This window comes from Methylorubrum sp. GM97 (assembly GCF_024347855.1).
Classification (GTDB): Bacteria; Pseudomonadota; Alphaproteobacteria; order Rhizobiales; family Beijerinckiaceae; genus Methylobacterium; species Methylobacterium extorquens.
In genome coordinates this window covers 3339120-3365648 of the sequence record NZ_AP025942.1, presented here as the reverse complement: position 1 = coordinate 3365648, position 26529 = coordinate 3339120, and the positions used below count along the sequence as shown (strand labels likewise).

Annotated in this window: 24 protein-coding genes; 17 read left to right on the top strand and 7 right to left on the bottom strand. The window is 68.4% G+C overall.

Annotated features, from left to right (window positions below; genetic code table 11):
* Positions 1-27 precede the first annotated feature (27 nt).
* Positions 28-1698 (bottom strand): cyclic peptide export ABC transporter, encoded by a 1671-nt coding sequence (locus MSPGM_RS15595; RefSeq protein WP_003597976.1) that lies wholly within the window; start codon positions 1696-1698, stop codon positions 28-30.
* 211 nt (positions 1699-1909) lie between these two features.
* The gene (locus MSPGM_RS15590) at positions 1910-2878 is read right to left on the bottom strand and encodes an SPFH domain-containing protein (protein WP_003597978.1); all 969 of its coding nucleotides are present in this window, start codon (positions 2876-2878) and stop codon (positions 1910-1912) included.
* A 204-nt stretch (positions 2879-3082) separates the two neighbouring features.
* Between MSPGM_RS15590 and MSPGM_RS15585 the strand changes: the two genes are divergently transcribed.
* Positions 3083-4378 carry an LLM class flavin-dependent oxidoreductase gene (locus MSPGM_RS15585; protein ID WP_012753247.1) on the top strand — a complete coding sequence of 432 codons (1296 nt, stop codon included), beginning with the start codon at positions 3083-3085 and terminating at the stop codon, positions 4376-4378.
* 50 nt (positions 4379-4428) lie between these two features.
* On the opposite strand, the gene MSPGM_RS15580 is transcribed toward MSPGM_RS15585, so the two are convergent.
* The gene (locus tag MSPGM_RS15580; RefSeq protein WP_003597981.1) at positions 4429-4752 is read right to left on the bottom strand and encodes a hypothetical protein; all 324 of its coding nucleotides are present in this window, start codon (positions 4750-4752) and stop codon (positions 4429-4431) included.
* A gap of 146 nt (positions 4753-4898) precedes the next feature.
* Entirely contained in the window at positions 4899-5276 is a 378-nt protein-coding gene (locus MSPGM_RS15575) for a hypothetical protein (protein ID WP_261925700.1), read from the bottom strand.
* Positions 5277-5555: 279 nt separating this feature from the next.
* Between MSPGM_RS15575 and MSPGM_RS15570 the strand changes: the two genes are divergently transcribed.
* The 5 genes from MSPGM_RS15570 to MSPGM_RS15550 all read left to right on the top strand — a co-directional run bounded on the left by MSPGM_RS15570 (position 5556) and on the right by MSPGM_RS15550 (position 11758).
* Positions 5556-5768, top strand: coding sequence for a hypothetical protein (locus MSPGM_RS15570; RefSeq protein WP_003597985.1), 213 nt, complete (start codon positions 5556-5558; stop codon positions 5766-5768).
* 72 nt (positions 5769-5840) lie between these two features.
* Complete coding sequence (locus MSPGM_RS15565) at positions 5841-6137, top strand: hypothetical protein (protein ID WP_003597987.1); 297 nt, start codon at positions 5841-5843, stop codon at positions 6135-6137.
* 132 nt (positions 6138-6269) lie between these two features.
* A complete protein-coding gene (locus MSPGM_RS15560; protein WP_012753246.1) occupies positions 6270-8165 on the top strand; it encodes a tetratricopeptide repeat protein in 1896 nt (631 codons plus the stop codon).
* 940 nt (positions 8166-9105) lie between these two features.
* Positions 9106-10749: a porin gene (locus MSPGM_RS15555; protein WP_003605971.1), complete on the top strand. Its 1644-nt coding sequence runs from the start codon at positions 9106-9108 to the stop codon at positions 10747-10749.
* A 133-nt stretch (positions 10750-10882) separates the two neighbouring features.
* A complete protein-coding gene (locus MSPGM_RS15550; RefSeq protein WP_003605970.1) occupies positions 10883-11758 on the top strand; it encodes a 4-(cytidine 5'-diphospho)-2-C-methyl-D-erythritol kinase in 876 nt (291 codons plus the stop codon).
* An 18-nt stretch (positions 11759-11776) separates the two neighbouring features.
* Here the strand turns inward: MSPGM_RS15550 and MSPGM_RS15545 are convergent, their stop codons facing one another.
* Positions 11777-12799, bottom strand: coding sequence for a polyprenyl synthetase family protein (locus MSPGM_RS15545; RefSeq protein WP_003605969.1), 1023 nt, complete (start codon positions 12797-12799; stop codon positions 11777-11779).
* Between the two features lie 193 nt (positions 12800-12992).
* Between MSPGM_RS15545 and MSPGM_RS15540 the strand changes: the two genes are divergently transcribed.
* The 5 genes from MSPGM_RS15540 (at position 12993) to MSPGM_RS15520 (ending at position 16721) form a co-directional block, all read left to right on the top strand.
* The gene (locus MSPGM_RS15540; protein ID WP_012753244.1) at positions 12993-13220 is read left to right on the top strand and encodes a DUF2007 domain-containing protein; all 228 of its coding nucleotides are present in this window, start codon (positions 12993-12995) and stop codon (positions 13218-13220) included.
* Positions 13221-13973, top strand: coding sequence for a tRNA1(Val) (adenine(37)-N6)-methyltransferase (locus MSPGM_RS15535; protein ID WP_012753243.1), 753 nt, complete (start codon positions 13221-13223; stop codon positions 13971-13973).
* 225 nt (positions 13974-14198) lie between these two features.
* Positions 14199-15059, top strand: a complete 861-nt coding sequence (locus MSPGM_RS15530) for a S49 family peptidase (protein ID WP_003605298.1) — start codon at positions 14199-14201, stop codon at positions 15057-15059.
* 630 nt (positions 15060-15689) lie between these two features.
* Positions 15690-16154 (top strand): DUF1348 family protein, encoded by a 465-nt coding sequence (locus tag MSPGM_RS15525; protein ID WP_003605301.1) that lies wholly within the window; start codon positions 15690-15692, stop codon positions 16152-16154.
* 3 nt (positions 16155-16157) lie between these two features.
* Positions 16158-16721, top strand: a complete 564-nt coding sequence (locus MSPGM_RS15520; RefSeq protein WP_003605303.1) for a TetR/AcrR family transcriptional regulator — start codon at positions 16158-16160, stop codon at positions 16719-16721.
* A 12-nt stretch (positions 16722-16733) separates the two neighbouring features.
* Here MSPGM_RS15520 and MSPGM_RS15515 read toward each other — a convergent pair whose 3' ends face one another.
* Positions 16734-16976: a hypothetical protein gene (locus tag MSPGM_RS15515; protein WP_003605305.1), complete on the bottom strand. Its 243-nt coding sequence runs from the start codon at positions 16974-16976 to the stop codon at positions 16734-16736.
* Positions 16977-17226: 250 nt separating this feature from the next.
* Here MSPGM_RS15515 and MSPGM_RS15510 point away from each other — a divergent pair, with 250 nt between their 5' ends.
* The 6 genes from MSPGM_RS15510 to MSPGM_RS15485 all read left to right on the top strand — a co-directional run bounded on the left by MSPGM_RS15510 (position 17227) and on the right by MSPGM_RS15485 (position 24632).
* The gene (locus MSPGM_RS15510) at positions 17227-17385 is read left to right on the top strand and encodes a hypothetical protein (RefSeq protein ID WP_003605307.1); all 159 of its coding nucleotides are present in this window, start codon (positions 17227-17229) and stop codon (positions 17383-17385) included.
* A 95-nt stretch (positions 17386-17480) separates the two neighbouring features.
* A complete protein-coding gene (locus tag MSPGM_RS15505; protein ID WP_003605309.1) occupies positions 17481-18419 on the top strand; it encodes a glycine--tRNA ligase subunit alpha in 939 nt (312 codons plus the stop codon).
* Position 18420: 1 nt separating this feature from the next.
* Complete coding sequence (locus MSPGM_RS15500) at positions 18421-18864, top strand: DUF3828 domain-containing protein (protein WP_003605310.1); 444 nt, start codon at positions 18421-18423, stop codon at positions 18862-18864.
* A 194-nt stretch (positions 18865-19058) separates the two neighbouring features.
* Positions 19059-20945: a PhoX family protein gene (locus MSPGM_RS15495; RefSeq protein WP_003605312.1), complete on the top strand. Its 1887-nt coding sequence runs from the start codon at positions 19059-19061 to the stop codon at positions 20943-20945.
* 155 nt (positions 20946-21100) lie between these two features.
* Positions 21101-23191 carry a glycine--tRNA ligase subunit beta gene (gene glyS / locus MSPGM_RS15490; RefSeq protein WP_012753241.1) on the top strand — a complete coding sequence of 697 codons (2091 nt, stop codon included), beginning with the start codon at positions 21101-21103 and terminating at the stop codon, positions 23189-23191.
* A gap of 337 nt (positions 23192-23528) precedes the next feature.
* Positions 23529-24632, top strand: a complete 1104-nt coding sequence (locus MSPGM_RS15485) for a helix-turn-helix transcriptional regulator (RefSeq protein ID WP_244426791.1) — start codon at positions 23529-23531, stop codon at positions 24630-24632.
* Between the two features lie 12 nt (positions 24633-24644).
* Here the strand turns inward: MSPGM_RS15485 and ybaL are convergent, their stop codons facing one another.
* Positions 24645-26462, bottom strand: coding sequence for a YbaL family putative K(+) efflux transporter (ybaL, locus tag MSPGM_RS15480; protein WP_012753239.1), 1818 nt, complete (start codon positions 26460-26462; stop codon positions 24645-24647).
* Positions 26463-26529: the final 67 nt, after the last annotated feature.

Below are 26529 nucleotides of genomic sequence, written 5' to 3'. Positions count from 1 at the left end.
CGGTGACGCTCGCGCCGCAGCGATCCGTCAGGCCGGCTCGGCCACAGCCCTCTCCGTGATCTCCACGATCCGTCCTTCCGCCAAGTGCAGCACCCGGTCGGCGGCGTCGAAATAGCGGTCGTCGTGGCTGATGACGATGAGGGTTCGGCCGCCGCTTCTCAGGTCCGGAAGAAGTTCCTCGTAGAAGCGGCGCCGGAAGGTCGGATCCTGCTCCGCTGCCCACTCGTCCAGCACGAGGACCGGGCGTCCTTCGAGAACAGCCTGGACCAGGGCGAGGCGCTTGCGCTGGCCGGTCGAGAGGTCGGTGGTGGAGAAGCGTCCCTCGCTGATGCCGACCTTGTGGGCCAGATCGAGCCGTTCCAGCAGGGGCCGGGCGGCATCAGGGCCGGCACCGTCGGCGGGGATCAGCTCGTCGAACAGGTGGTAGTCGAAGAAGATCGCCGAGAAGTGCTGGCGGTAGGCGTCGCGCGTCCCTGCCGTCACCAGCACGCCGTCGAGCAGGATCTCGCCAGCCTGAGGCGGGTAGAGGCCGAGCAGCAGCTTGATCAGCGTCGTTTTGCCCGAGCCGTTCTCGCCGACGATGAACAGGATCTCGCCGGCCCGGATCGTCAGGTCGAGCGGGCCGAGGGCGAAGGGGGCCTTGTCGCCGGCCGCCGGGAAGCCGTGGCTGACGCCGCGCAGGGTGATCTCGCGGATGCGGCGGGCCGGCTCCGACGGCGTGGCGGTGAGCAGGCCGGCCTCCGCCTCCGCTCCCTCTTCCGAGAACTCGGCGATGCGCCGGTAGGCGATCTGGGCCTGTCCGATCAACGGTACGAAGTGGATGAGCTGGTCGATCGGTGCCTGGATGTAGAGCAGCACGAGCACGAAGCCGGAGAGTTCGGCGCCGCTGATGCCGGCCAGAACCTTGTAGGCGATGAGACCGGCGAACAGCAGGAAATTGGTCGATTGGCTCAGCATCGATAGCGATTGCTGGATGACGGCGATCCGCGTCATCAAATGGCGCCCCTGCTCGATGCAGGCGTTGAGCGCGACGTCGCGGAGGTGGAGCCGGCGTTCGCGGCCGATTCGCAACTCCTTCGCCGCCTCGGTCAGGGTGAGGTAGTGCTTCTGGGTCGCCTCGCGGTTCTTGCGGACCTCCTCGAAGTACCGGAGCATGCGCCGGCGCAGGGCGTTCGCGCCGAGACTCTCAAGGATCAGGACCACCGCCGTCACCGCCGAGAGGGCGGGTGACAGGAGGATCATGTAGGCCGCGCAGCCGATGAGCGTCCCGCCCGCGACCACCATCGGCGAGAGGAACGCGATGGCCGTGAAGATGGTGCTCACATCGCCCTGGAGCGAGGCGAGCAGCTTGTGCTTGCCAAGGCGCTCGATCCGTTCGATCGGCGCGGTCAGGATCTTATCGGTGAGGTCGCGGCTGAGCGCCGCCTGTATGCGTCCGCCCGCGTAGGTGTTGCCGAAACTGGCCGCAAACGTGCCGAGAACGCTCAGGGCCGCGAACCCGGCAAACGCCAGCAATACGCCGTCGGCGAGCGCACCCTCCCCGTAGAAAGCCTCGTTGATCTTGGCCAGAGCCGCGGCGGTGGCGAGGCCGCCGACCGCCCCGAGCGCTGTCGCGACGGCGACCAGCGGCCAGACCGGCCGGAGCAGCCGGATCGCGTCGTGCCTGAAATGACGAAGGATTGCGCCGTCCTGCCCCATGCCTGCCGGTTCCTTCGAGCAAGGTCACCGCCTGCTGCGGGGACCGGGGCATCTGCATTAACGACAGGTCTGGTGAAGGTGAAATGCCGATCCGGCGCATCTCACCCCTCACGCGAAGGGGTTTTACAAATTCTCACTTCGGAGATATTTGAACAGCAGGCCTGATTCGCCGATGCGTTCAGTCTCGAGCGCCGGATCGATCTGTGACGGCCTACGGCTTCGTCCCCACGCTCACCACCGGCGTCGCCTCGCGGTCTCCCACGATCATGATGAGCATGTTCTGGGCCATGCTGGCGCGGCCCTGATCGTCGAAGAGGATGCCGGCATGGCCGTCCTCCGGCTGTTCCAGGCGGCGGATCGTGTCGCGCACGATGGCGACCGCGCCCTCCACGATCTGGCGGCGGGCCGCGATGATGGCGCCGGCCTGCTGGCGCTTGAGCATCGCACCCGCGATTTCCGGCGCGTAGGCGAGATGGGTGATCCGCACGTCCTCCACCACCACGCCCGCCACCGCGACGCGCTGGCCCAGTTCCGTGATCAGGTCGGCATGGATGGCGTCGCGGTCGGCCCGGAGCGAGGCGACGCGGGTGGCCTTCTCCGCGAGCCGGCGCTTGGCGTCGCCCGCCTCGTCGCCGACATTTTCCGCCTCCTCGTGGTCGTAGGGCCGGGTCGAGGCGATATTGCGTAGCGCCGCCTCCGCCTGGAGCGAGACGAAGTCGTGGTAGCTGCCGACGTCGAAGGTGGCGCGCGCGGCATCCTGCACCCGCCAGATCGCGGCGGCCGCGATGGTGATCGGGTTGCCCATCAGGTCGTTGACCGTGATGATCTTGGTCTCCTGCGCCTCGATCGCGAGCGAGACCTTGGTCACCGCCGTCAGCGGGTTGCGCCACCAGAAGCCGTCGCGGGCGATGGTGCCGTGATAGCGCCCGAACAGGGTCAGCACCGCGGCCTGCCGCGGCTTGAGGGTGATGAGCCCGGCCAGCAGCACGATCCCGGCGACGAGCGCCACCACCGAGACCAGCAGGAAGGCGGGGCCGACGCTGCCGCGGCCGAGCACCAGCACGCCGCCGCCGAGGAAGGTCAGGGCCGCCAGCGCGAGGCAGGGGATGGCGATGAAGAGCGCCAGCCAGCCGTTCAGGGCACGGTAGGGGACATCCTGCGTGACGCTCGCTCCAGCCATGCTCGCTTCCCTCGTATCGCCTTGCGGCCCGAACCTTACGGAGACGGTGCGTGCAATCCTAGGGCGGTGGTATCCTCACAGCCGGCGCTCATGAGCGGTGATGCCGGGCCGCGGCGGCGCACCATATCGGCGGCACCGAAGGGTGGATGCGGCCGGAGGACCCCGTTGAGCGAATCTCGAAAACAACTCCATCTCGGCGCCTTCATGCGCCCGATCGGCATCCACACCGCGTGGTGGCGTTATCCCGGCGGCTTTCCGGACGCGAACTTCAACCTCGACCACCTCGTGTGCTTCGCCCGCACCCTGGAGGCCGCCAAGTTCGACGCCTTCTTCATGGCCGACCATCTGGCGGTGATGAACATGCCGATGGAGGCGCTGAAGCGCTCGGCCACCGTCACCTCGTTCGACCCGCTGACGCTGCTGCCGGCGCTGGCCATGGTGACGGAGCGGATCGGGCTGATCGCCACCGCCTCGACCACCTACAACGAGCCCTACCATGTGGCCCGCAAGTTCGCCTCGCTCGATCACATCTCGAAGGGACGCGCCGGCTGGAACCTCGTCACCTCCGGCAACCCGGACGAGGCGCTGAATTTCGGCCGCGACGCGCATCTCGACCACGCCACCCGCTACGCCCGCGCCCGCGAGTTTTTCGAAGTCGTCACCGGGCTGTGGGATTCCTGGGCCGACGATGCCTTCATCCGCGATGTCGAGCAGGGTCTGTTCTTCGATCCCGAAAAACTCCGCACCCTGAACCACCAGGGCGAATTCCTGAAGGTGAAGGGGCCGCTCAACGTCGCGCGGCCGGTGCAGGGCTGGCCCGTGATCGTGCAGGCGGGTGCCTCCGAGGCCGGGCGCCAGATCGCGGCGGAGACCGCCGAGATGGTGTTCGGCTCAGCCTCGTCGCTGGAGGCTGGCCAGACATTCTACGCCGACGTGAAGGGTCGGATGGCGGCAGCCGGCCGGTCCCGCGACGCCCTCAAGATCCTGCCCGGCGCCTTCGTCGTGGTCGGCGGCACGGAAGAGGAGGCGAAGGCGAAGAAGGCGCGGCTCGATGCGCTGGTGCCGGTCGAGAGCGGGCTCGCCAACCTCTCGGTCCGTCTCGGCACGGATGCCAGCGGCTTCGACCTCGATGCGCCGCTCCCCGAGATCCCGGAATCGAATGCCAGCAAGAGCGGGCAGGCGCAGATCGTCGACTATGCCCGCCGCACGGGGGCGACGGTGCGCGACCTCGCCCGCCGCGTCGGCGGCTATGGCGGGCTCAGCTTTATCGGCACGCCGGAGCAGATCGCCGACCGGATGGGGGAATGGCTGGGGGCGCAAGCCTGCGACGGCTTCAACGTGATGTTCCCCTTCGTGCCGGAAGGGCTCGACGACTTCTGCGCCGGCGTGGTGCCCGAACTCCAGCGGCGCGGCCTGTTCCGGACGGAATACGAGGGCACGACCTTGCGGGATCATCTCGGCCTGGAGCGGCCGGGCAACCGCTTCTTCGAGACGCGATAGGCTCCCCGCCGAACCCATCGACGGTCCCGCGGGGAGTCCCTCGGCGCGGGTCAGCGCCGGTTCGTCATCCCGTAGATCGCAAAGCCCACGAGCGCCGCGAGGCCGAGGGTGAGCAGGCGGTTGCTGCCGAGCGTGTCGGCGGCGGCCCATCCGGTGCTCTTGGCACTCTCGATCACGGCGCGGCCCCGCAGGATGCGCGCGGCCCGCTGCCGGTTCGCCTCCCGCGTCGGCAGATGGACGATGTAGGTGTCGCCCTCACGGTCGATATCGATGCTGTTGCGGGCGAACCCCGCCCGCACGAGGCGGTCCTTGGCGGCGTGGGCCGCTTCACGGCTCGTGAAGTCGGCTTCGACGCTGACGGTCTCCTGGGACATGTCTCCTCCTCGACAAATGTGGGGATGTGCCGCGCGCGATCCGTTCGCCCCGAACCATCGCAAGACGGCCGATGGCGCGCGTTTCGTGAGGCACTCCAAGCGGGAGGAGCAATCCGGGCCTGCCCTTCACGGTTCCGCGAGAAGCATCACGCCGCCTCGGCCTCGCAGGCATCGATCCGCACGGCGCCGTCGGCCGTCAACGAGCAGATCACCTCCGTCCCGTTATCGAGCGCGAAAGCATGGAACAGGCGGCGCTCGAGTTCTTCGAGCCCTTCGCCGGGTAGTTCTGCGATTTCGCCCCGCGTCCGTTCTTCGAGAGCGGGAAGAACACCACTTCTCTCGGCGATTTCCTGCGCGGATTGCGTCAGAACGATATCGAAAGACATTGCCGCCTCCCTGTTACGACGCCGGTTACGACTTGTTCGATCCCCGCGAAGACAGGACCCTCTTGCGACTTTTTTGGGGCAGCCTTTTTCGTGTCCGGAAAAGTCATTATCGGCCAATGGTTTGAGGGATGCCTGCAATCGCTTTGCCGATCGCGATTTGTGGGCTGGAACGGTTCAGAACGGGCCGCCGGCCGGATCGGAGCGCGGACATCCCGCCCGGCCGAACGCGACCGGGCTGCTGTGACGCATCGGCTCGGGGCAGCTTTTCGGGGTGTTCTCCGGTTTCGACCTGCGGGCTGCGTGTTCGACGCTGACCCGCCGGTTGCAAAGGTCCGCCCAAAGGTCCGCCCAAAGGTCCACAAGAGCGTCGCGCGTTCCGATCACGCGAAGAACATCCCCGGCAGGGAGGCCGGCCCCATGAATTCCATCCTCGTCGTCGCCTTGATCTGTGCGTCCAGCGTTCAGATGCCCGATTGCTCGCGGGAAACCGCTCTGGACGTGATCATCGGTCCGGCCCACACCCTTCAGGAATGCCTGATCCAGGGCCCGGTCCTGGCCGCGAGCGCAGGCCATGGCTCGGGCGCCGACACCTACGTGAAGACGCGCTGCGAACAGCGGAAGCCGCGATAGGTTTCTGTCTTCGCGCACGCTTCTTCCGAAGGACGGCGACGACCCTGCGGGGCAAGGCTTTGGGAGGCACCGATGACAGAGGATGAAACGGTCGATCCGGCGCGCGCCGTCGCTATAGGTCTGCGGGCCCGCCTCGCGGTGGTCGAGCGCACGGCATGGTTCGGTTTCATGCACGCGATGCGCGAGCGGCCCGAGGAAACCCAAGCCTTCATCGAGGCCGAGCGCGTGCGATGCCGCGAGGGTTTCGGCAGCGGCGCCTGGGCCAAGGACCTGACGGCGGCGGAGCGGGCGCTTCTCGGCGAGGAGGTCGATGCCGGCCTCGCCCAACTCGTGGAGGATGCCCGCGCCGAGCTCGGCGACGGCACCTGAACGGGCCCCTCCCCCGCGCCATCCTTTCGCCTTGCGGACATGGCGGGAAGAGTACAGTGTCCCCCGCCAAACCGGGACCGGCCGGAGGAAGCTCCGTCCGTCGGGCCCGCGAAGGAGCCGTGACTGGTGCCCATGTTCGGATACGCCGCCCGCCGGAGCGCCACCGCGCTCACCCTGCTGCTTGCTTCGACCGGTCTCGGCACCCTGCCGGCCGCGGCCATGCAGCCGCGGGAATCCTCACCGCTCTCCGAGTACGAGCCGGCGGAATCGCTCGAGGGCAACTTCCTCTCCGCCTACATCGCCGGTGCCTCGAAGGACACGGCCGCCGCCGCGAGCTACTACCGCGAGGCGGTGAAGGGCGACCCGCGCAACGCCGAGCTGCTGGAGCGCGCCTTCGTGTCGCTGCTGGCCGACGGCGCCATGACCGACGCCTTCCGTGCCGCCGAGCGGCTCGCCACCCGCGAAAGCTCGAACGGCCTCGCCCAGCTCGCCCTCGGCGTGCGCCAGCTCAAGGCCGGCCAGTACGGCCCCGCCCGCCAGAGCTTCGGCCGCAGCGGCCGGGGTGCGGCCGCCGACCTCACCGGGACGCTGCTGACCGCCTGGGCCTATGCCGGCGCGGGCGACGGCAAGCGCGCCTACGAGACGCTGAACCGCCTGCGCGGCGAGCGCTACTTCAACGTCTTCCGCGACTACCATGCCGGGCTGATCGCCTCGGTCATCGGTGACCGGGCGGAGGCCGAGCGCAAGCTGAAGGCGGCCTACGACGCCGACCACAACACCCTGCGCATCGTCGACGGCTATGCCCGCTTCGAGGCCGGCATCGGCCGCACCGATCTCGCCATCGACGCCTACAGCGAGTTCGAGAAGGTGATGCCGCGCCACCCCCTCGTGGTGGACGCCCTCGACAAGCTCAAGGCCGGCAAGCCGCTCAGCCCCCTGATCGCTTCCGCCCAGGAGGGTGCGGCGGAAGTGCTGTACGGGCTCGGCTCGGCCGGCTCGACGCAGGGCGACGAGCTTCCGGCGGTGGTCTATCTGCGGCTCGCGCTCTACCTCGCCCCCGATCATGCCGTGGGACGGCTGACGCTCGCCGACGCCCTCGACCGGATGAAGCAGGTCGAGCGCTCGAACGAGGCCTATGCACAGATCCCGGCTTCCTCGCCGCTCAAGCTCAACGCCGACATCCAGATCGGTCTCAACCTCGAGCAGTTGGGCCGGGGTGACGAGGCGCTTCAGCACCTCGATACGGTCCTCAAGGCGAACCCCGACAACGTCGACGTCATCTCGGCGCTGGGCAACGTGCAGCGCGCGCGCAAAAAGTTCACCGAGGCGACCGAGACCTATACCCGCGCGATCAACCTGATCGAGCCCGGCCGCGAGGCGAACAACTGGACGCTATTCTACTTCCGCGGCACGGCCTATGAGCGGGCGGGCGAGTGGCAGAAGGCCGAGGCTGACCTCAAGAAGGCGCTGAACCTCGTTCCGCCGACCCAGCCGAACGCCAAGGCGCAGGTTCTCAACTACCTCGCCTATTCCTGGGTCGATCGGAACATGAACATCGACGACAGCTTCACCATGCTGAAGCAGGCCGTCGATCTCTCCCCGCGCGACGGCATGATCATCGACAGCCTCGGCTGGGCCTATTTCCGCCTCGGCCGTTGGGACGACGCGGTGCGGGAGCTGGAGAAGGCGGTCGAGCTGAAGCCGGGTGATCCGACCATCAACGACCACCTCGGCGATGCCTATTGGCGCACCGGCCGGCGGCTCGAGGGCAAGTTCCAGTGGCAGCACGCCAAGGACCTGAACCCCGAGCCCGAGGAACTCGCCAAGATCAACGCCAAGCTGAAGGACGGCCTGCCCGAGCCGGACAAGCCGACCGCCACCGCCGAGAACCCGCCCGCGCAGGACCCGGCGCAGACCGTGCCCGCCCCGGTGGCGGCGCCGCACAACGCGGAGAACCCGGAATTGCCGAAGGGCGCCCCCGCCCCGAGCGAGCCGCCGGGCGCCGCGGACAAGAAGCCCGGGAAGTGAGGGGCGACGCGTCCCTCCTCCCCTGCACGATGTCGCGCTCGAATCCGCCGAGTGGCGCGGCCGCTGACGGTCATTGCGTGGCTCGGCGGCGCTCGTACTGAGCGCCGCTTCGTTCGGCGCGTTCGCGTCTGTGATGGCGCAAGAGCGGATCGACTGTCGCTCTTCGCCCCCATGATACCCATGCGTCGTCCGGGACGTCGGGCGGGCCTTTCGTGATGCATCGTCTGTTCACGAGGCTCGGCCGTCACCGCTCGGGTGGGTGCCCCGAGACGTGCCTCTGCCCGAACCGGTGGCCGGGTTCTGCTGCAAATGTCGGCATCACCGACCGGGTCCCGGGTGCCTCTGCGCCCGCCTCCGCCGCCCGAAATCCATGTCCGAAGCGGTAACTTATCATTTGTTGCATTGGCGCAACATGTGGCTTGAGGCAGATGTGTTGGTTTGATTCTGTCGTACTTCAACGGTTCGCGTATTCTCAGCGTGTTCTCGGCAATTCATTCGCGTCCGAGAACATTTTTCGACTAAACTGGCCACAATTGTTGCTATAAGTCGGATGATTTACTTTATTAAGGAATCTAATATTGCATATGAATAGAAGTATGGCCTGAATTTGCGATTCAAGTAATCTTATTGCAAGTATCAATTCCTACTGGCCCTGTTTAATATTTCAAAAGCTAAGCGCGCCGGTAAATTCATGCTTTGATTATTTGATTTTCTATTTCTTAGATCGATCTATGTGCAGGTCGTCGATACCTTTTGGCTCCTCATCATCGTTCGACTGAATTGAGGTCGTGGTCGGTGCCCTACACATGACACAGGTCGCCGCGCGGACTGTGCGGCCGGTCGAGTCTTGCGAGACGGCGCCGATCTGAGCGGCACAGGACTTGTAGTAGCTTCGACATCCGCAAACCAACCGGCGCGTGTGGCCGGAAGAGGAGTGTCGATGTCGCGGTTGAAATCGGGCCTGCTGGCCTGCTGCGCCAGTCTCGCCGCCGGCCCTGCCGGACACGCGGCGGATTTCCCCAGGGGGGACAGCGGACTGGCCGACGACTTGCGCGCCTGCAACGCCTACGGTGCCGGCTTCTTCTTCATTCCCGGTACGGATACGTGCGTGCGCTTCTCCGGCCGGGCGCGCTACGAGGCAGGTTTCGTTCCGAACCGCAACCGCACGCAGAGCCAGGGTGACCAATCCCAGGCGCGCGGGATGATACGTCTCAATCTCGATGCCCGCAGCCAAACCGATTACGGCGTCTTACGGGCCTTCCTCCGCGTCGATGCCGCGAGCCGCACCGGCATCCTCCAGTCGACCGGTACGCAGCAGCGCATCGCCAATGCCTTCCCGGCGCTCGGTCAGGATACGTTCGGCCGCGTCCAGAACTTTTTCATTGCCGAAAAGGCCTTCGTCCAGTTTGCCGGCATCACCGCTGGCCGCGCCGCCTCCTTCTTCGACTTCTACGCACACGATTATGAGATGAGCGGCCTCACGACCGGATCCAATCTCTCCTCGACCAACCTTCTTGCCTACACGTCGAGGATCGGCGGCGGCCTGAGCCTAAGCTTGTCGATGGAAGACCCGTTTTTCCGGAAGCAGCCGGTCTACGCGGCCTCCGTCGCGGCCGCTGCCGCCCCGCTCGGTGCGCCCTCGCAGTTCGTTGCGCCGACGGCGGCGCCGACACCTGTGATCCTGGCGACCGACGGCGGCTTCAACGCCACGGGCGCTGCCTTCCTCGACGCCGTGCAGCGCTCGCGCATGCCGGACTTCGTGGCGGCGCTGCACTACGATGACAGTTGGGGCTCCGCCCATCTCTCCTCCGCCGTCGCGAACATCAATGTGGGCGGCTTCATCGCCACCCCGGCGCTCGGTCCGGCCGGCACCACCATCGCGAATGACACGGCGGCGGCACTCCTGGCGGCGCGGGGTGTCACGTCCGGCGCGCAGACGGATTACGGTTGGGCGGTGCAAGCCGGCGTCAAGCTCAACCTGCCGATGATCGCATCGGGCGATGGCATCTACCTTCAGGCGGCCTATGCCGAGGGCGCCATGAACTACACCGGCTTCACGTTTTTCACGGGCAGCTACGCCAGCAATCTGACGCCGATTCAGGGTGCTTCCGTCCAGCAATTCGTCTCGGATGCCGTGGTCAACCCGATCACCGGCAAGCTCGAACTGTCGACGAGCTTCACCGTGGTCAGCTCCTTTCTCCATTACTGGACGCCGGAATGGCGTTCGGCCTTCTACGGCAGCTACGGTGCGCTCAACTACAAGCGTGGAACGCGCGAGACCTTCAGCATGCTGAATGGGTTGGTTGGCAATTCCGCCCCGCCCAATGCTTTCGCCAATCCGGTTGCCTTCAGCCTCAGCCCCGTGCTTCGCGACACGGATCAGGTAATCGCCGGCGTGAGTCTGATCTGGTCGCCGGTCAGGGATCTCGATATCGGCATTGAGGGCACGTATATCGGCACTTCGGTCCAGAGCGGGCGCGTTCCGGATGCGACCTACCCGATCCTGGTGAACGGTCTGCCGTTCGTGACGGCCAATCGCCACGATGCGGGTCAGATCCGCATGCGCATCCAGTGCGATTTCTAGAGCATCGCCCCCAAAGGCGGGTGCGCGGCCGTCGGCCCGTCGGCCGATGCGGGCCGATGCCAACCGCCTTGCTCGTCGGGAAGGCTCCCCCTATGGCAGTGCCCGTCCCCCGCCTCATCGGCCGAGAGCTCCTGTGTCCGTCCTCACCACCCGCGCTCCGGCCAAGATCAACCTGACCCTGCACATCCTCGGCCGCCGGCCCGGCGACGGCTACCATGCGCTGGAGAGCCTCGTGGCCTTCGCCGACGTGGCGGACACGCTGGAACTGGTGCCGGGCCCTGATCTATCGCTGGACATCTCCGGCCCCACCGCCGGGCCCGCCGGACCGCTCGACGACAACCTCGTCCTGCGCGCCGCCCGCCACCTCGCTGCGGGCGTGGACGGCCTGAGGCTCGGCGCCTTTCGCCTGCACAAGCAACTGCCCGTGGCGGCTGGGATCGGCGGCGGCTCCTCGGATGCGGCCGCCGCTCTGCGGCTGCTGGCCGAGCTGAACGGGCTCGCCATCGACCATCCGGCGGTTATCGCCGCGGCGCGGGCCACCGGCGCCGACGTGCCGGTCTGCCTCGATCCGCGGGCGCGGATGATGCGTGGCGCGGGCGAGGAAATCGGGCCGGTGCTCGGCCTCGCATCGCTGCCGGCGGTGCTGGTCAATCCCGGCGTGCCGGTCTCGACCGCGCCGGTCTTCAAGGCGCTCGGCCTCGCGGTCGGTCAGCGGCTCGACGGGGCGGAGCATCCGGTCGTCGGTTCTGGTCTCAATGCGGACGCCGTGCTCGGCGTCATCGCCCCCGCTCGCAACGATCTCGAGGCGCCTGCTCTCACCGTCGCCCCGGTGATCGGCGAAGCGCTGGCGCTGTTGCGGGCTCAGGCCGGGTGCCGGCTTGCGCGGATGTCAGGCTCCGGGGCCACCGTGTTCGCGATTTTTTCCGACGACGGGGCGGCGGAGACGGCGGTCGGTGCGATCCGCGCTGCGCAGCCGGGCTGGTGGGTCGAGCCGACGCGGCTCGCCTGACCCGTCAGCTGCGGGCGCTCAGTGCGCCCGGGCGATGCAGAAATCGACCACCTGCAGCAGGGCGGCCTTCATCGGTCCCGGCGGGAACGGCTCCAGTGCCGCGCGAGCCTGATCGCCGTAGTGGTGCGCCCGCTCGATCGTGTCGTCCAGGGCGCGATGGCGGCTGAGGATGGCGAGCGCCTGCTGGAGATCGCCCTCCGCCCGATCCTCGCGTTCGAGGGTGCGGCGCCAGAAGGCGCGCTCCTCGTCGGAGCCGCGGCGAAGCGCCAGCACGATCGGCAGGGTGATCTTGCCCTCGCGGAAATCGTCGCCGACATTCTTGCCGAGCGCTGCGCTGGAGCCGCCGTAATCAAGCACATCGTCGATGAGCTGGAACGCGATGCCGAGATTCATGCCGTAGGCGCGGCAGGCCGCCTGCTCGGATTCCGGCCGCCCGGCCAGGACCGGGCCAACCTCGCAGGCCGCCGCGAACAGCTCCGCGGTCTTGCCGCGGATCACGGCGAGGTACTCGTCCTCGCTCGTCTCGATGTTCTTGGCGGCGGTGAGCTGCATCACCTCGCCCTCGGCGATCACGGTGGCCGCCGCGGACAGGATGTCGAGGGCGCGCAAGCTCCCAACCTCGACCATCATGCGGAAGGCTTGGCCGAGCAGGAAGTCGCCGACGAGCACGCTCGCCTCGTTGCCCCACTTGATGCGGGCGGCGACGCGCCCGCGGCGCATGTCGCTCTCGTCCACCACGTCGTCGTGGAGGAGGGTCGCGGTGTGCATGAACTCCACTGCGGCGGCGAGCTTCACCGCGCCGTCGCCACTGCCGTAATCACAGAGATCGGCGCAGGCGAGTGTCAGGATCGGGCGCAGGCGCTTGCCGCCCGACGCGATCAGGTGGTTGGCGACCTCGGGGATCATCGCCACGTCGGAGCCCGTGCGCGACAGGATGGTCGCGTTCACCCGCTCCATCCCGGCCGCGACGAGGCTCACGAGATCGGTGAGGCTGGCCTCCGGATCGGAGCGGCCTTCATCGAGGGTAACGACGACGCCCAAAGCGCGATGCCTCCGGAAAAACTCTCGACCGGCACCCTGCCGGAACCCCTGCCCGCGGCTGCCCCTGTCGCACGGGGCCGGCGGCAGGGCAACACGCGGTCGTGCCGCACGGCTGCGCAACAGCGTGGAGAATGTTACCACCCGGGAGGCCGCGCGATCCCGCCACGGGGTGCCGGCGAAGGATGATGATGCCGTGAAGGAACTGATCCGCAGCAACGACATCGTCCTGATCGGCTTCGCGCGCTCGCTTCTCGAAGAGGCGGGCGTGCCGCTCTTCGTCGCCGACGAGCATATGAGCGCGCTGGAAGGGTCGATCGGTGTGTTCGGCCGGCGCCTGCTGGTGCCCGACGACCATGCGCCGCAGGCCCGCCGCATCCTCATCGATGCCGGTCTGTCCGCCGAACTGCGCGACGAGCCCTGAGTGGGCGCCGAGCCGGATGCCTTCCTCGGCGGTCGCCTGAGGCTGCGCCAGCCGCCCCGCGGCGCCCACCGCGCCGGCACTGACGCGGTGCTGCTCGCCCGCCTTCTGGCGCCCGCGCCAGGCGCCACGCTCTACGACCTCGGCGCGGCCACCGGCGCGGTCGGGCTGGCCGTGGCGCGGCTCACCGAGGTGGGCCGTGTGGTGCTGGTCGAGCGTGACCCCGACCTCGTCGCCCTTGCCCGGGAAAATGCCGCGGCGAACGGGCTCGACGGGCGTGTCGCGGTGATCGAAGCGGATCTCCTCGCGCCGGGCGTGCAGCGCCGGGCGGCGGGCCTGGAGCCGGACAGCGCCGACATCGTGCTGACCAACCCGCCCTTCTTCGAGGAGGGCGCACACCGCCCCTCCCCCGTCCCGCAAAAGGCCTCGGCACACACATTCGCGGCCGGCGGGCTCGATCTGTGGCTGAGAACCTGTGCCGACCTGCTGCGCCCCGGCGGACGGCTCGGCCTGATTCACCGGGCCGACGCCCTGCCCACCTGCCTCGACGCCCTGCGCGGGCGCTTCGGCGATTGCGCCGTCCGCCCGGTTCACGGGCGTGCCGATCGGCCGGCGATCCGCGTGCTGGTCGCGGCGGTGAAGGGCAGCCGCGCCCCGTTTCGCCTGCTGCCGCCGCTGGTGCTCCAGGACGAGGCCGGGCGCTTCACCCCGGAAGCCGAGGCGCTGCATCGCGGCGACCCCTGGCCGGCCTCGTGAAGCCGGATCCCGGTCGAAGCGGGCGCCCGCCGCAATGGATCGCCCGGCGGCGTCCTGCTAACGGAGAACGGACCTGCCTCGTGGAGCCGTATCCGACCCCATTGCATCAGGTCGGCGTCTCCCGCCCCATGTTTAGACGCGCAGTCTTTCGGCGAATCGGTGACCGCTTCGTCGGGATGCGATCTAGGAAGCTGCGCACCCGCGCGTTCTGAAAAAAAGGCCGCCATGCCGCTGACCGTCCCGACCTGGATGCGCCGCCTCCTGCCCCGCCGCTTCCGTGAGACCCCGCCGCGGGTCGCCGTGGTGCGCTTGAGCGGAGCGATCGGTGCCGTCTCGCCGATCCGGCCGGGCCTTTCCATCGGCACGGTGGCGCCGAGCCTGGAGCGCGCCTTCACCATGCCGGGCCTGTCGGCGGTGGCGCTCGTCATCAATTCCCCCGGCGGATCGCCGGTGCAGTCGCACCTGATCTACCGGCGCATCCGGGCGCTGGCGGCGGAGAAGGAGATCAAGGTCTTCGCCTTCGTCGAGGATGCCGCGGCCTCGGGCGGCTACATGATCGCCTGCGCCGCCGACGAGATCGTCGCCGATCCCGCCTCGCTCGTCGGCTCCATCGGCGTGGTCTCGGCTGGCTTCGGCTTCGACCGGCTGATCGAGCGCATCGGCATCGAGCGCCGCGTCCACACCCAGGGCGAGGCCAAGGCGATGCTCGACCCGTTCCGCCCGGAAAACCCGCAGGACATCGCCCGGCTGAAGGAGATCCAAGCCGACGTGCAGGCCTTGTTCTCCGGCCTCGTGCGCGAGCGCCGGCCGACGCTCGACGCTAGCCGCGATCTGTTCACCGGCGCGGTCTGGACTGGGCGGCAGGCGCTCGACCTCGGCCTCGTCGATGCGCTCGGCGATCTGCGCGGTACCCTGCGCGCCCGCTACGGCGAGAAGGTCGACCTGCGGCTCGTGGCCGAGAATCGCGGCTCCTGGCTCGCCCGCCTGCTCCGCCGCGCCGGTCCGGGCCAGACCGCGGCCTGCCTGCCTGATGCGCTGATCGCGGCGGTGGAGGAGCGGGCCGCCTGGGCGCGATTGGGACTATAGCAATCTCGGAATTGCTTACACTTCGTGCATATAGTTTCAACCAGGTCTCCAGAAGCGATCGACAGTATGCATTGAGAATTGCATTGAATTATTACGACGACGTGTCCGAAAGGACGTCGGGTAGGAATAAATCAGTGCCCGCATCACCTGTTGACCGGATTGCCGAATGGATGAGCGTTGGGTCTAGGCGGACCGTTCTTAAATCAATCTACGTGATCGGGATCATTTTATCGCCGATCTGGGTTTCACTTTTCGTATATTTTCTTATAAATTACGGATTTATTGATACCGTCGGATTAGATTTAATTTATACGCCAGTATTCATTGGGACGGTCGGGTGTCTGATTCTGCCAATCAAATCCGTGATCTTAAGGATATTGATTGCTGTCGCCTACGGGCCAACATCGCTAGTTTTACTTCTTGCTTTTCACCTTAGTGTTGGATGTATGCTTATCGGGTTTTGCGTATAGAGAATTAGAAAGTTCCTGCGCGAGCCTGAACGGCTTGCATACGTTATGCACCAAACGGACGACTTTCATAAATTCGTCGGCAGAATCGCACTTGCCGGCTTGAACGAGTTTCTGTACCGATCGGTTTGCAGTTGACCGATAGGTACAGAGAGGTTCCGCCATGTCACGCCCCCCGCTTCCGCCCTTCACCGACGAGACCGCTGCGCAGAAGGCGCGCATGGCGGAGGATGCCTGGAACAGCCGCGACCCGGAGCGCGTCGCCCTCGCCTACACGCCGGACAGCGTCTGGCGGAACCGCGCCGAGTTCGTGAAGGGGCGCGAGGAGATCGCGGCCTTCCTGCGCCGCAAGTGGGCGCGTGAGTTGGAGTACCGGCTGATCAAGGAAGTCTGGGCGCATCAGGGCAACCGGATCGCGGTGCGCTTCGCCTACGAGTGGCGCGACGACAGCGGCCAGTGGTTCCGTTCCTATGGCAACGAGAACTGGGAGTTCGATGAGGCGGGCCTGATGCGCCACCGGATCGCCTCCATCAACGATCTGCCGATTGCGGAAGCCGACCGGAAGTATCATTGGCCGCTCGGTCGCCGCCCCGACGACCATCCGTCTTTGAGCGATCTGGGGCTGTAGGGCATGGCCCGTACCGTCGCCGAACGGTCCGACGTGCTGCCGCTGCTCGCGGAGGTGTTTCGCGAGCACGGCTACGAGGGCGCGAGCCTGTCGCTGATCTCGAAGGCGACGGGGCTCGGCAAGGGCAGCCTCTACCACTTCTTTCCCGGCGGGAAGGAGGAGATGGCAGGCGCCGTGCTCGCCGAGATCGACGGCTGGTTCGAGGCCAACGTCTTCCGCCCCTTGCGGGAGGCGGAAGACACGACGGCAGCCGTGGCGGCGATGTTTGCGACGGTCGCCGACTATTTCCGCTCCGGCCGCCGGGTCTGCCTCGTCGGGGCCCTGAGCCTGAGCGATGCTCGCGACCGGTTCGCGGGCCGTCTCCGAGACTACTTCGCCCGTTGGGTCGAAGCCCTTGCCGCGGCTTTGGGCCGGGCGGGACATCCTTCGGCGTCGGCCGGCATGATCGCCGAAGAGGCCGTCGGCGGCATCCAGGGGGCGGTGGTGCTGGCCCGCGCCCTCGATCGGCCGGAGGTGTTCGAGCGGATCCTGGCCGGATTACGGGTGCGGTGCCTCGCCCGACCCTGAGCCGGTTTCAGCTCAGCGCGCGCAGCCGGCCGGGGCGGCGTAGCCGGAATAGACCACCCGGACCTTGCGGGCGCAGGTCTCGGCGGCGGGCATGGCGGCGACCGGCGCGATCTCGACGGGGGTGACCGCCACCGTCTCCTCGACGATGCCGCTGCCATCCTGCGTGGCGAAAGCGTTCGAGGCGCCCATCATGAGCGACGTGGTGGCGAGCGAGGCCGCGACGAGGGCGGCGAAAACAGTCAAACCCGTGCGCATGATCTGTCCGAAAGTGTTAACCGCTCGCCGCGAGGGCCGGAGCGTGGCTGTTCATTTGCCGTCTTAACTTGGCTGAAACCTTTGCCGTTCCCGCGATGCGGCCGCGTCCTGTAAAAAGATGTGCCGGGGCGCACCGGGGCCTCGCCACCGACCCCGTTCGGCCCTTGGCCTCGTAAATGCCGGCCGGCGCCCCATATGGAGGAGACCCTCCGCGCAATCCCGTGCTTTGGGCGTTTTTGCGGAGACCGATATGGCTTATTCTTCGGATAAGGGCGGCGCACGTCCCGTGTCAGCGACCGACTTCAACGACCGCGTGAAGCAGTTGCTGGCGGACAAGCCGGCGATCCAGGCCGTGCCGAAGGACCGGACGGCCAAGCGGAACTTCACCCGCTCCGCACCCCGGGCCTAGACCGATGACAGGGGGCGGCCCCGGCAGCGAGTTTGCTTGACACCCCGCCCCCCGCTCTTAAACGGTCCGGCAGCTTCCCTCCTGTCGGACCTTCCATGCCGAGTGACGCCGACCTTTCGCCCACACGCTCGTTCCAGGGCCTGATCCTCACCCTGCAGCGCTTCTGGGCAGCCAAGGGCTGCGTGATCCTCCAGCCCTACGACATGGAGGTCGGCGCCGGCACCTTCCATCCGGCCACGACCCTGCGGGCCCTCGGCCCGAAGCCGTGGAAAGCGGCCTATGTGCAGCCCTCGCGGCGGCCGAAAGACGGGCGCTACGGCGAGAACCCGAACCGGCTGCAGCACTACTACCAGTTTCAGGTGATTCTGAAGCCGAACCCGCCGAACCTCCAAGAGCTGTACCTTGCCTCGCTGGAGGCGATCGGCGTCGATCTCAAGCTCCACGACATTCGCTTCGTCGAGGACGATTGGGAGAGCCCGACGCTCGGCGCCTGGGGCCTGGGCTGGGAGTGCTGGTGCGACGGGATGGAGGTGAGCCAGTTCACCTACTTCCAGCAGGTCGCGGGCTTCGAATGCGCCCCGGTCGCCGGCGAGCTGACCTACGGCCTGGAACGCCTCGCGATGTACGTGCAGGGCGTCGAGAACGTCTACGATCTCAACTTCAACGGCGGCGAGGGGGACGACAAGGTCACCTACGGCGACGTCTTCCTCCAGGCCGAGCAGGAATATTCGCGGCACAACTTCGAGGCCGCGGACACGGCGATGCTGTTCCGCCACTTCGCCGATGCGGAGAAGGCCTGCCGCCTCTATCTCGAAGCCGGAGCCCCCGAGAGCGAGGGCGCGCGCCACCGCATCGTGCAGCCGGCCTACGACCAGTGCATCAAGGCAAGCCACGTCTTCAACCTGCTCGACGCCCGCGGCGTGATCTCGGTCACCGAGCGCCAGAGCTACATTTTGCGCGTGCGCGAACTGGCCAAGGCTTGCGGCGCCGCATGGCTGAAGACCGAGGCCGGCGGCCACGCCGCAGCGGCCTGAGATGCGGCGGCGCGCCGTCCTCGCTTTGGCGTTCGCGCTCCTAGCGGGGCCGGCCTTCGCGCAATCCGTGACCGACCCGGTGGAGACCGTGCGGGCCTTCTACGCGGCGGACGACACCAATGCGGTGCGCTTCTACGCCAAATCCCTGCGCGCACTCTACGAGCGCGACCAGCGCGAGGCGAAGGGCGAGGTCGGGCGGCTCGGTTTCGCCTTCCACGTCAACGGCCAGGACACCGAGCCGGGTTTCGCCAAGTCGTTGGCGCTGGCCCCGCTCTCGAACGACGGCGACCGGGCCGAGGTGCGGGCGACCTTCCGCAACGGCGGGCCGCAGGAACTGCGCTACAACCTCGTACGCGAGGCCGGCGCATGGAAGCTCGCCAACGTTCGCTCGCTGAAGGGCGAGACCTGGGATCTCGTCGCCATCCTGTCGGCGCCGCTGCCCTAGAGCCGTATCCGACCCCATTGCATCAGGCCGGCGTCTCTAGGTTTTTGTTTCAACACGCTTTCTTTCGCCGAACCGGTGTCCACTTCGTCGGAAAGCGCTTAAGCGCGCGGCTGCGCAGCGAACCGTCCCGTCATCGAAGCGACATCGGACGGGCGTAGGCGCGCCGCTTCACGAAGGTGGATGAGACGCGCCCGATGTCCGACACGCCCGACGCCCCGACCCTCGATGCGGTGATCGCGCAGCGCTTCTCCCGGCGCGACCTGATGCGTGGCTCTCTGGCCGCCGCACTCGCCGCCGGACTCGCGCCGCAGACCGTCGCGGCTCCCGCCGAGTCCTCCGCCTTCGACTTCCCCGAACTCGCCGCCGGAATCGATGAGCACCTGCATGTGGCCGAGGGCTACGAGGCGAGACCCCTGCTGCGATGGGGCGACCCGCTGTTTCCCGACGCGCCGGCCTTCGATCCGCAAAAGCAGAGCCCGCGGGCTCAGGAGCGCCAGTTCGGCTACAACAACGACTTCGTCGGTTTCATCCCGCTCGACGCGACGGGCCAGCGTGGCCTGCTCGTGGTCAACCACGAATACACCAATGCCGAGCTGATGTTTCCCGGCCTCAAGGCCGCCGACCGCAAGGCCGTGATTGCCGCCCTGAGTCCGGAACAGGTCGCGACCGAGATGGCCGCCCATGGCGGCTCGGTGGTCGAGATCGTCCGCGAGGCGGAAGGCTGGCGCCCGGTGATCGGCTCGCCCTACACGCGGCGCATCACGGCGGAGACGCCTATCGCCCTCACCGGCCCGGCGGCGGGTCATCCCCGCCTCATGACCGAAGCCGACCCGAGCGGCCGGCGCGTGCTCGGCATGATCAACAACTGCTCCGGCGGCGTCACGCCCTGGGGCACGTGGCTCTCGGGCGAGGAGAACATCAACTATTACTTCTCCGGAGCTCTCCCTTCCGGACATGCGGAGACCGGCAACGCGAAGGCGATCGGCCTGGGCAGCCCGCAATATGCCTGGAGCCGCTTCCATCCGCGCTTCGATCTCGCGCAGGCGCCGAACGAGCCGAACCGGTTCGGCTGGGTGGTCGAGATCGACCCGTTCGATCCGGCCTCGACGCCGAAGAAGCGCACGGCGCTCGGCCGGTTCAAGCATGAGGGCGCGGCGGGCGCGCGTTCGCTCGACGGACGCTACGTCGTCTATCTCGGCGACGACGAGCGCTTCCAGCATGTCTATCGCTTCGTCAGCGAGGGGCGGACGCAGGCCGAGCGCGAGGCCAACGCCGACCTCCTCGATTCCGGCACGCTCAGCGTCGCCCGGTTCGAGCCCGACGGCACCGGGCGCTGGCTGCCGCTCGTGCACGGCGCGAACGGGCTCGATGCGAGCAACGGTTTCGCCTCCCAGGCCGATGTGCTGATCGAGGCCCGCCGCGCCGCCAAGAGCCTCGGCGCCACGCCGATGGACCGGCCCGAGGATATCGAGGCGAACCCGCGCACCGGCCGCGTCTACGTGATGCTGACCAACAACGGGAAGCGCACCGCCGATCAAGAGGAGCCCGCCAACCCGCGCGGCCCCAACGCCTTCGGCCACGTCATCGAGATCACCCCCGACGGCACCGACCACGCGGCCGAGACCTTCCGCTGGGAGGTGCTGGTGCGCTGCGGCGACCCGGCCAAGCCCGAGGTGAAGGCGAGCTTTTCCGCGCTCACCACGGAGAACGGGTGGTTCGGCATGCCCGACAACTGCACAATCGACGGGCGCGGTCGCCTCTGGATCGCCACCGACGGCAACAACCGCCGCGCCACCGGCCGGGCCGACGGCATCTGGGTCCTGGAAACAGAAGGCCCGCGCCGGGGCACTGCGCGCCACTTCCTGCGGGTGCCGGTGGGCGCCGAGATGTGCGGCCCCTGCTTCACCCCCGACGACGAGACCTTCTTCGTCGCCGTCCAGCATCCCGGCGAGCCCGACGAGGAGGGCGCCCTCGGCTCCTACGAGAAGCCCTCGACCCGTTGGCCGGATTTTGCGCCCGACCTGCCGCCGCGGCCCTCCGTCGTGGTGGTGCAGCGGATGGGGGGCGGACGGATAGGGTGACGGGACCGTCATCCCGAGGAGACGCCGAATCGATCCGGAGAAATCGCGTCCCTGGGCTGCTTCGCGGACGCACGCGATGACGATGGGGCGGCGGTGACAGATGGGGGCCATCTCCCGTCTCGACGCGGCCCGAGCGGGCGGCTATTCCCGCGCGCATGCCTGACCTTCTGCTCGAACTCCGCTCCGAAGAGATCCCCGCGCGCATGCAGCGGCGTGCGGCCGAGGATCTGAAGAAGCTCGTCACCGACGCGCTGGTCGAGCGCGGTTTCCTCTACGAGGGCGCCAAGGCGTTCGCGACGCCGCGGCGGCTGGCGCTGCATGTCGCCGGGCTGCCCGCCCGCGGCGAGGCGGTGCGCGAGGAGCGGCGCGGCCCCCGCGTCGGCGCGCCGGAAGCCGCCGTGCAGGGCTTCCTGAAGAGCGCGGGGCTCGCGAGCCTCGATCAGGCCACCACCGTCACCGATCCGAAGAAGGGCGAGTTCTACCTCGCGGTGATCGAGCGGCCCGGCCGCGAGACGCTGGACGTGCTGGCCGAGATCCTGCCGGGCATCATCAAGAGCTTCCCCTGGCCGAAATCGATGCGCTGGGGTGCGGCCTCGGCCCAGCCCGGCTCCCTGCGCTGGGTGCGCCCGCTGCAATCGATCGTCGCCACCTTCGGCCCCGAGACTGAGACGCCGGAGGTCGTGCCGTTCTCGGTCGATGACATCACCGCGGGCACGGTCACGAGCGGCCACCGCTTCCTCGCGCCCGAACCCTTCGAGGTGCGCCGCTTCGACGATTACGTGCAGGCGCTGGAGCGCGCCGACGTGATCCTCGATGCCGACCGGCGCAAGGACATCATCCTGCACGACGCGAAGGATCTCGCCTTCGCCCGCGGCCTCGACCTCGTGGAGGACGACGGCCTGCTGGAAGAGGTGGCCGGGCTGGTGGAGCGGCCCGTGGTGCTGATGGGCTCGTTCGAGGAGCGCTTCCTGGAGATCCCGGCCGAGGCGATCCGGGCGACGATCCGCGCCAACCAGAAGTGTTTCGTGCTGCGCAAATCCGGCTCGGACGAGCTGGCGCCGGCCTTCGTGCTGGTCTCGAACCTCATCGCCTCCGATGGTGGCGCGGCGATCACCGCCGGTAACGAGCGCGTGGTGCGGGCCCGCCTCTCAGACGCACGGTTCTTCTGGGAGACCGACAAAGCGACGAAGCTGGAGGACCGCCTCCCCAAGCTCGATTCGATCGTCTTCCACGAGAAGCTCGGCACGCAAGGCGAGCGCGTCGCCCGCATCGCCGCGCTCGCGAAGGAAATCGCCCCGCTGGTGGGGGCCGACCCGGCGCTCGCCGAGCGCGCGGCCCGGCTCGCCAAGGCCGACCTCGTCACCGAGATGGTCGGCGAGTTTCCCGAATTGCAGGGCCTGATGGGCCGCAAGTATGCGGCACTCCAGGGCGAGCACGACAGCGTCGCCGCGGCCATCGAGGAGCACTACAAGCCGGTGGGTCCGAGCGACCGCGTGCCGACCGACCCGGTCTCCATCGCCGTGGCGCTCGCCGACAAGCTCGATACGCTCGCAGGCTTCTGGTCGATCGACGAGAAGCCGACCGGCAGCAAGGATCCGTTCGCGCTGCGGCGGGCGGCTTTGGGCGTGATCCGCGCCGTGATCGAACGGTCGCTGCGGCTGTCGCTGGCCTCCCTGCTGAAAGGCCGTTTCGCGAGCGGAAGCGATGAGCGCACCGCGGATCTCCTCGCCTTCTTCGCCGATCGTCTCAAAGTCTACCTTCGCGACCAGGGCGCTCGCCACGACCTGATCGACGCGGTGTTCGCCCTTCCCGGCCAGGACGACCTCCTGCTCGTCGTCCGCCGCGTCGAGGCGTTGGGCGAGTTCCTGAGCACGGATGACGGGAAGAACCTGCTCGCCGGCTACAAGCGTGCGGCCAACATCCTGCGCATCGAGGAGAAGAAGGACGGCCGCGCCTACGACGAGGCCCCCGATGCGGCGCTGGCCGCTTCCGGCCAGCCGGAGGAGCGGGCGCTCGCCGAGGCGCTGGCAGCGGCCCGCCAGGAGGCCTCCGCCGCGGTGGCGGCCGAGGATTTCGCCGGGGCGATGCGGGCGCTGTCGCGGCTGCGGGCACCGGTGGACGCCTTCTTCGAAAAGGTCACCGTCAACGCCGACGACCCGGCCCTGCGCAAGAACCGGCTCCTGCTCCTCAACGCCCTCCGTGCGGCCACCCGCGAGGTCGCCGACTTCTCCCGCATCGAGGGCTGACGGGGCGGGCCGGCGCCCCGGCCCGGCCTCCCTGGCTCGGCGAGGCGATCCGGGCATCGCGGCGGCGTTCGCGCGTGAGCGTAACATTTCCGCCGCAAGCCGTGAGGCAATCCGGGAAAGACCCCTCAAGATCGAGAGCTGTGGCGCATCGGCAATCGTCGGTTGCCCTGGAACATGCTTCAGATTGGGGTTCGTTCCACCCGGAGCGCCTTCCGTCGAAGTGGTTGCCGGTTCGGCGAAGGAAGGCGCATCACAATGAGGGTCCGGAGGCGCCGACCTGATGGAAGCAGGTCGACATCTCTCATGTCGGTCGATGCCCGGTTTCGATCCTCTCGCCTTGATCGACGCGTGCTACGCGGCAGCCGTCGAACCCGAGACGTGGTCTGACGCGCTTGACGGGATCGCCGATGCGGTCGGGGCCCGCGGTGCGGTGATCGTCTCGCACGATCCCGCGCGCACGGCGCAGACGCTGGCCTCCGAGCGGATCGCCGACGTGAATCTCGATTACGGCGTCGGCGGCTGGTGGCAGCACGACACGCGCATCCGCCTCGGCCGGGAACGCGGCATCATGCGGCCGGGCATGGTCACGGTCGATGAGATGTACCTCACGGCGGAGGAGAAGCGCGCCGATCCGTTCTTCCAGCACTTCATCGACCGGCACCGCCTCGCCAACCTCTGCGCCTATGTCGGGGCCGATCCGATGGACCGCCACACCCTGTCGTTCAGCGCCTCACGCGATGTGCGCAACGGGCCGTTCGAGGGCGCCGAGATCGAGCGGATGGGGCTTGTCGGCCCGCACGTCATCCGCGCCTTCCGGCTGACGGCGCTCGTCGGCGAGATGCGGCGCGAGGCGGAGGGTCTGACCTCCGCCCTGGAGCGGATGCGCGCCGGCATCGTCGTCCTCGATGTCCGCGGCCGTGTCCGGCTTGTCAGCCCCGTGGCGGAAAGGCTGGCGGCGGGCTACCTCGCCCTGCGCACCGGTGCCGAACCGGAGGCGGCGGAGCCCATCGACAGCGCGCGGTTCGGCCGCTTCCTGGCGGATGTTCTGCCGGAGCGCAGTTGGCCGCGACAGGAGACGATCCTCCTGCGCCGCCGGGGCGGCGGGCGCCCGCTCTATGTCGAGGCGCTCCCCTTGCGCGGCGCCGATCCGTTTCCGGTGGCCGGCGCCGGGCTCGGCGGCGGCGTGGTCCTGCTCCTGCGCGACCTGCTCGCGCCGAGCACGCGCCCGATCGAGCCGCTGCTGGAACAGCTCGGCCTCACCCGGGCCGAGGCGCGGGTCGCGGCACTGGTCGGCCGGGGCGCGGCGCCGCGGGAGGTGGCCGAGCAACTCGCCGTCGGCGAGAGCACGGTCCGCAGCCAGCTCAAGGCGGTCTACGGCAAGCTGGCGATCCGTCGGCAGAGCGAGCTGGCGGTCTTCATCACCCGTCTCGACAGCCTCTGACCACCGGATCTCTCATTCCGGCTCGTCCCGGCGCAGGCGCAGTTCGGGGGCGGGCAGCTCCGGTTCGGCGACCGGCGTGCCCTGGCTCTCCGAGCGGCTCGAATCCACGAACAGCCGCGCCTCGCCCTCGCGCACGCCGAGGCTGCGCAGGGCGTAGGTCATCATGCCGAGCGCCAGTTCCCGCTCGGCCATGAGGACGAGGCCGACGCCGTCCTCCTCCAGCCGGCGGCGCTCGCTGTCACTATGAGTTCGCACCACGCTGTCGATGCTGGGATTGGTCGCCCGTGCCTTGGTGAGCAGCCGGCGCGCCTGATGCGGGTCGGGCGTCGCGACGACGACGAGGCGGGCGGAGCCGATATCGGCGGCCTCCAGGATGCCGGGCGCCGTGGCGTCCCCGAACACCGCCGGCACGCCCTGGGCGCGCAACTCCTCGACCCGGCGCCGGTCGCGCTCCACCACCACGAAGGGCAGGTTCCAATCCTCCAACGCCTTGCCGATGGCGCTGCCAACACGGCCGTAGCCGATGATCACCGCGTGGCCGCTCATGCCGGGCGCGGATGCGTTGACCGGCAGCGGAGCGGCGGCGCGGCGCTCCAGGCGGCGGCGCAGCTCCGGCCGCTCGCCGAGCCAGCGCGACACCCGACCGGCCAGTGCGAAGAACAGCGGATTGAGGGTGATCGACAGCAGCGCGCCGCCGAGGATCAGGTCGCGCCCCTCCTCCGGCAGCAGCTTCAGCGAGATGCCGAGACCGGCCAGGATGAAGGAGAATTCGCCGATCTGCGCGAGGCTTGCGGCGATGGTGAGCGCCGTGCCGACGGGGTGACCGAAGGCGAGCACGATGGCGATGGCCGCCAGCGACTTGCCGAGCACGATGACGCCGACCACGCCGAGGATCGAGAGCGGCTCGCGCAGGACGATGCCGGGATCGAACAGCATGCCGACCGAGACGAAGAACAGCACCGCGAAGGCGTCCTGCAACGGCAGGGAATCGGCCGCCGCCTGATGGCTGAGGTCGGATTCGGCGAGCACCATTCCGGCGAAGAACGCGCCGAGGGCGAAGGACACGCCGAACAGCTCGGACGAGGCGAAGGCGATGCCGACGGCGCTCGCCAGCACGGCCAGGGTGAACAGCTCGCGCGAGCCGGTGCGGGCGGCCAGACCCAGCAGGTAGGGAATGAGGCGCCGCCCGCCGACGAGCATCACGGCGACGAACACGCCGACCTTGGCGAGCGTCAGCCCGAGCGTCACCCACAGGCCGTGCTCCGGCGGGCCGTGATGGCCGGCGGCCTGCATTGCCTCGCCGCCGAGCGAGGGCGCCAGCGCCGGCAGCAGCACCAGGGCCACCACCATGGCGAGGTCCTCGACGATGAGCCAGCCGACGGCGATGCGGCCCTTGTCCGAGTCGAGAAGCCCCTGCCCTTCGAGCGCCCGCAGCAGCACGACGGTGCTCGCCACCGAGAGCGCCAGCCCGAAGACGAGGCCCGCCCCGGGCCCCCAGCCGAAGCCCCAGGCGAGACCCGCGCCCATGGCGGTCGCCACGGTGATCTGCACGATCGCGCCGGGCAGGGCGATGGTGCGGACCGCGAGCAGGTCGCCGATGGAGAAGTGAAGCCCGACGCCGAACATCAGCAGGATGACGCCGAGTTCGGCGAGCTGGCTCGCCAAAGCCGGATCGCCGACGAAGCCCGGCGTGAACGGGCCGATGGCGATGCCGGCGACGAGGTAGCCGACGAGCGGGGGAAGCCGCATTCGCTGGGCCAGCATGCCGCCGATGAACGCGCAGACCAGCCCCAGCGCGATGATCGAAATGAGATCGGTGGCGTGTTGCAACGCGCTTCTATCCTCCTGGGGCAGGAGCCGGCCCCAGGATCAGATAAGGCAAATCACGGTCCCGTGT